Origin of the sequence: Haloferax profundi, from assembly GCF_001469865.1 — an archaeon.
In the GTDB taxonomy this organism is placed as follows: Archaea; Halobacteriota; Halobacteria; order Halobacteriales; family Haloferacaceae; genus Haloferax; species Haloferax profundi.
On the sequence record NZ_LOPV01000506.1, the window covers coordinates 1 to 4613 of the forward strand.

At 47.8% G+C, this 4613-nt stretch carries 5 protein-coding genes and 1 pseudogene; 3 read left to right on the plus strand and 3 right to left on the minus strand.

The window, feature by feature from the left end:
* The first annotated feature begins 1 nt into the window (after position 1).
* From AUR66_RS23170 to AUR66_RS16075, 3 genes are all read left to right on the plus strand, one after another.
* The gene (locus AUR66_RS23170) at positions 2 to 826 is read left to right on the plus strand and encodes a DUF6036 family nucleotidyltransferase (protein WP_058573246.1); all 825 of its coding nucleotides are present in this window, start codon (positions 2 to 4) and stop codon (positions 824 to 826) included.
* A 512-nt stretch (positions 827 to 1338) separates the two neighbouring features.
* On the plus strand, positions 1339 to 2418 hold the full coding sequence (locus AUR66_RS21410; RefSeq protein WP_197409829.1) for a hypothetical protein: 1080 nt from the start codon (positions 1339 to 1341) through the stop codon (positions 2416 to 2418).
* A gap of 628 nt (positions 2419 to 3046) precedes the next feature.
* Positions 3047 to 3583 (plus strand): hypothetical protein, encoded by a 537-nt coding sequence (locus AUR66_RS16075; protein WP_058573248.1) that lies wholly within the window; start codon positions 3047 to 3049, stop codon positions 3581 to 3583.
* Between the two features lie 25 nt (positions 3584 to 3608).
* Here AUR66_RS16075 and AUR66_RS23375 read toward each other — a convergent pair whose 3' ends face one another.
* The 3 genes and pseudogenes from AUR66_RS23375 to AUR66_RS22845 form a co-directional block, all read right to left on the minus strand.
* A complete protein-coding gene (locus AUR66_RS23375; protein ID WP_439331326.1) occupies positions 3609 to 3761 on the minus strand; it encodes a DUF7837 family putative zinc-binding protein in 153 nt (50 codons plus the stop codon).
* Between the two features lie 258 nt (positions 3762 to 4019).
* Positions 4020 to 4463 carry a hypothetical protein gene (locus tag AUR66_RS22240; RefSeq protein WP_058573249.1) on the minus strand — a complete coding sequence of 148 codons (444 nt, stop codon included), beginning with the start codon at positions 4461 to 4463 and terminating at the stop codon, positions 4020 to 4022.
* Positions 4463 to 4613, minus strand: a pseudogene (locus AUR66_RS22845) (ParA family protein); the annotation flags it as partial. The gene AUR66_RS22240 and the pseudogene AUR66_RS22845, both read right to left, overlap by 1 nt.

Consider the following 4613-nt stretch of genomic DNA (forward strand, 5'->3'; position numbering starts at 1 on the left):
GTTGGAATACACGGCGATCCGAGAACAGTTTCACGAACTCGCGAACCTAGTCAACGAGCCGGTCACGGTTTACCTCATTGGGGGAGGCGCTCTTACACTCCAAGAGCTCAAGAACGCGACAAAAGACATCGACCTCATTGTTAGAGAAGAGTACGAACTCAAGCAGCTTTGGGCAGCACTCACCGCAGCGGGATATGAACCGCCAGAAGATCTCGAACAAGAGTATGACGAACTTGATGCGGCGTTCATCCTCGAGAACGGTAAGCGTCGATTCGACGTCTTCCACAGACAAGTCGCCGGTGTACTCATGCTGAGTGACGACATGGAGGCCCGAAGCCAGCACCTCTTCGAAGACGGACCGTTGACTGTCCGGATGGTGTCACTCGACGATATCTTCCTCTTCAAATCGGTCGCGAATAGAGACGATGACGTCGACGACATGGTTGTACTCGCACAAGCAGGAATCGATGAGGAGTTAATCGTCCAAGAGGTGCACACCCAGTTGTCGCTTATTGGTCGAGACGAGTTCGTCGGTGCCATGAAACACAAACTCGCCCGTCTCAAAGAGCAAGGGTACTCGTTCGACATCCAAGATGAAATCGAACGTTTGCACTCGCGAACCGTGGACGGTGAACGGGTCGCTCAGTGTATTCGACTACTTGCGGAAACCGAATACGATGACGACCTGTACGAAGGAGTTCCCGAACGGACAGTCGAATCGAGAGTTGGTGAGGAGACAGCCACGTCTGGTATTAAATGGCTCCAACAGATCGGGCTCGTAAGATACGGTGAAGACGGGTCACTCGTCCTCCAAGAGAAAATTTGATACTCGAATGGCAAAAGCCAAACATCGTTTCCTCGCACAATCAGTTAATGAGTGAGTCAACAGACGCGGACACGAGACCAAAAATATCAGTTGCAGTTGTAGATAAGACGCACACGAACGAAATCCCAGACAATATTGACTCTGAATTATATACGACAACAAGGCCTGAGTCATCGTTGGTTGAGTTTGCGGCTGACCCTGACGGGGAGCTGGCAGAGGCACTCAGGCGAAACGGATTCGACGTCTGAGCTAATCCACTCACACTTACCTAACAACTATTCCTGCGAAAAAGTTGTAGAAGCAATAGGATTTCAACAGAGCCACATTTTTGAATCTCACCCACTGTTGCCTGTTGCAGACCAGATCCACATTGATGAAGGTGGTGGTAGTCATGGCAGAGAACCTATGATTATGAATTTGCATATATTTGTTTTATGAATAAATAGACAAATACAAAAGGTATAATTATTTCAATTCAACAGTTTTTTAATACTTTAAAAATATATCATCCCGTGATGATTTTCTGCCGACGGGAATTTTTGGCAAGTGCAGGAACTATGACAGTTATGGGGCTTGCTGGTTGTTCTGAATCAAGTAGCTCAGAAAGTGAAACCACCACAAAGGTAAACCCCGAAGAAATTTCGTATCCATTTGGTCATGAACAATCGGGGGTCACAGATGTTGATGCCGCTTTCGGAGAAGATTCGCCTCTTCTTCAGACTTCATCTGTTGAAATTGTTCTTGATGTTACTCAAGAAAGACAAGACGACCCTAGTACTGAACAAGATGAATCAAAGCCACAGAGTTTCAGTGTATCTCTCCAAACAAATCAAGAGCAAAAGCGAACACATGTTATTCAAGAATCTCAAAAGCGGACGGTAGAACAATACCTTGGGGATGGGACAATGTACATCAAATCGGGGTCGGGAGAATCTGTAAGCTATCGAAAGACAGAAAAAGAGTACGTAGACCGAGCAGAATATATTGTCCAAGTTCTCACTCAAACATTGAAAGATGTAGAATTTGATTCTGTTCAACTAGAAGAAGAAACACTTGTCTACGCCTTGAATTCCTCAGAGGGAGTTGGCGAAGAAAACCCTATTCAGGCAAATGCACAGGGTAGTCTTTCTCAAGTCAATTATGAGTATCAAGTTTCGAAAAAGGGCCTTCCTGAAGTAGTTGACACTACTTATATTATGGGATATGAAAATATGAAAGTAAATCGCGTTGTCTCTTATAACAATTACAATAATGTCAAAGTGTCCGAACCTGATTGGCTTGGAGAAGCAAAAAAACAGGCTGAGTCTGCTTCGTCAGGAAATAATACTCAACAACAACCAATCACTGCAGATGTGTCGTGGGAAGAAACTAATTCGGGAGTTGATGTGACACTCAATTCTCTTAGTAATGGAGATTCTGCTCTAATCTTCATTAGAGGGACTCAGTTCAGTGCTATTGGGGTTGAAGAAACAGTCTCTGTCCCAAGTGAAGAGTATACTGGGTCTGATGGACAAATTTCCCCAATCGCAATTGCGGCTCAGAATCAAGATGGAGGATACGTACTAGTTGACCAGTACCAGCCTTCTGAATGATTTAGTGAAAGAAATCGCCGTGGGTTTTTAAGTCTCAAAGTTAACTCAGATGCTTTCCAGCAAAACAAGAATTGACTATTCAAATTGGCGAAGAATACCCTGCAGAGCTTCAATTTGAGATTGCGGGTATGGAAGGTCAAGTGACCTACGACCTCGCCCCCCTCATTTTGAGGGATGTGCCAATATAGTTACTATGGAAACAGGAGCCAAGATAAAAACGAGAGTTCTTCATCACATTGCGCAGCCGCTAGTTGTGGTTTGAGTCGACTGCTGAATGCCAGATCGGCCGCCTGACTCCGCTCGAACAGAAATCTCCGGCGGCCGGTATGCATCAACGTTCTCCAATGGATAAAAATGGCTCTGATCGTGCAATATGGTCACACACCAAAACGAGCGTTAGGCGCTCTTCGTCCGAAGCGAGAGGCCTACTTTGAGTTCCGTCGCTTGACCCGAGAGTTCAGAAAGCCAGAAGCAGCTGATGAGGCAACCGACGAGTGCCGAACCCAAATTGGAGCTCTGAAGTCAATTCGAGAACTCCGAGAAGTCAAATTCCGTCTCAAAGAGAAGCGACATTTTGAGGCCCACAACGGTAGAGACCTATAGAACGCCAATCGAAGTCACGACCAAGATGGCAGATACCCCATCGGAACTGGATATTATTCAACTGAGGAGCAATATCCACGGCGAACACGTCGCAGAGGCGCACGTATGTGATTACTGCGGTACCGAGGTCAAAATTGGCCAGCCAGTTCAGTACGACGTTATCCGGGTCGCAGATTTGCCAAATATTGAGCGGATATTTAGTCCGCCCTCTGAATGGCATCCAGATGCGGTACGCTGTCAAAACTGCAATATCGACAAAATAGACCCAGCAACCGATGGGTTTGACGAAGCACTCGTGATGGTTCATCTGAACGAATCAAATGGAATCCTCAGCATTGACGCATCGTCGATGACTGTTGTCGATTTTTCGCCCAATGGAGACGGATACCAACCACCAATGTTCAGTCCAGTACTGATGTCACAATTTGAAGATCTAGGGCTCGCACGGTGGATTCGGGTCAAACATCTCTTAGAATTCGATGACGGGTCAGGTGATGTAATGCCAATTATTCGGAAAGGTGTCAGGAAGTCAAAAGACATCCCTCCGAACGTAGAGTTCTGATTGTACTATCGACGACCAAGTTTCGTTACTCGGGGCGGACGACTTCATCGCATGAATAGCACTCTGCGAACACGCCAGTTGTCCCATCGCCATCCTCGAACTCAATTATCGACTGGTATGCCTCAATCTCTTCGCCGCAATCAGGACATCGGCCAAGCGCCGTCGAATCACTCGTCATAGGGGGGATTGTGGAGACCGATGTGACACAGTCTGTCTCCATTTAGTGTCCACACGATGCCACAGCAAAGTTGTTTGGCCAAAAATGTCAACGATATTCCCGTATTCGTCGTAAGGGCTGGGTATATCCTCAGCCTCGTTCAGGGGTTAGTAGCGGGGCTTTTCCACACAGATTCAACCGTATACAATGGTGAAATCAGCGGGACCTTTGCTACCTGATCAAGCAGAGAGTCACACCGTCTACGGGGCTCTCAACGAGTCATCGGAGATCGTATCCCCACTCACGAAGGACTTCTGCAATGAGTTCGGGGTTTCTCTGGGCGACAACCATTGCAGCCTCTCTGTAGTCTGATTTGTAGACCTTCTCATCCAGTAGTTCCTCGAGCGTATCCTGGAGTTCGGTCTCCCCGTCGATGACCTCCTCGCGAAGGAAATACGGAACCTGCTCGCGGCCTTCATTCACCTTGTCACGGCGGAGCTTGTACGGAATCGAAGCCATTGTTGGTCGCTGGGATTCCGATTCGGATTCGCTCTCGGATGCAGCCTTGGACTCCGTGTCGGTATCCTCTGTCTCGGTTGACGAAGGTTCAGGAGCGGGCTCAGTTTCCGATTCAACAACATCCTGTTCTTGCTCCACAGATTGCTCGACATCGTCTTCACTATCGTCGAGACCAGCATCTCGTGAACCAGACTTGAGTCCCATCACGCAGTCACCTCGGGGGCCTCAAGTCCAGCTTGTTTCTCGAGATGGCGAGCGAGTTCATCGAATTGGTCGAGCGTCTCGAGTTCGTAGTCACGCTTTCGGTCGCGGTGCTCTTCGACGTATTTGTAGGGGCTGCACTGCTGTTTCCAG

Excerpts from the sequence above, each read along its gene's own strand:
- AUR66_RS16075 (WP_058573248.1), top strand. The coding sequence starts at position 3,047 with ATGGCAGATACCCCATCGGAACTGGATATTATTCAACTGAGGAGCAAT.
- AUR66_RS23375 (WP_439331326.1), bottom strand. The coding sequence starts at position 3,761 with ATGACGAGTGATTCGACGGCGCTTGGCCGATGTCCTGATTGCGGCGAA.
- AUR66_RS22240 (WP_058573249.1), bottom strand. The coding sequence starts at position 4,463 with ATGGGACTCAAGTCTGGTTCACGAGATGCTGGTCTCGACGATAGTGAA.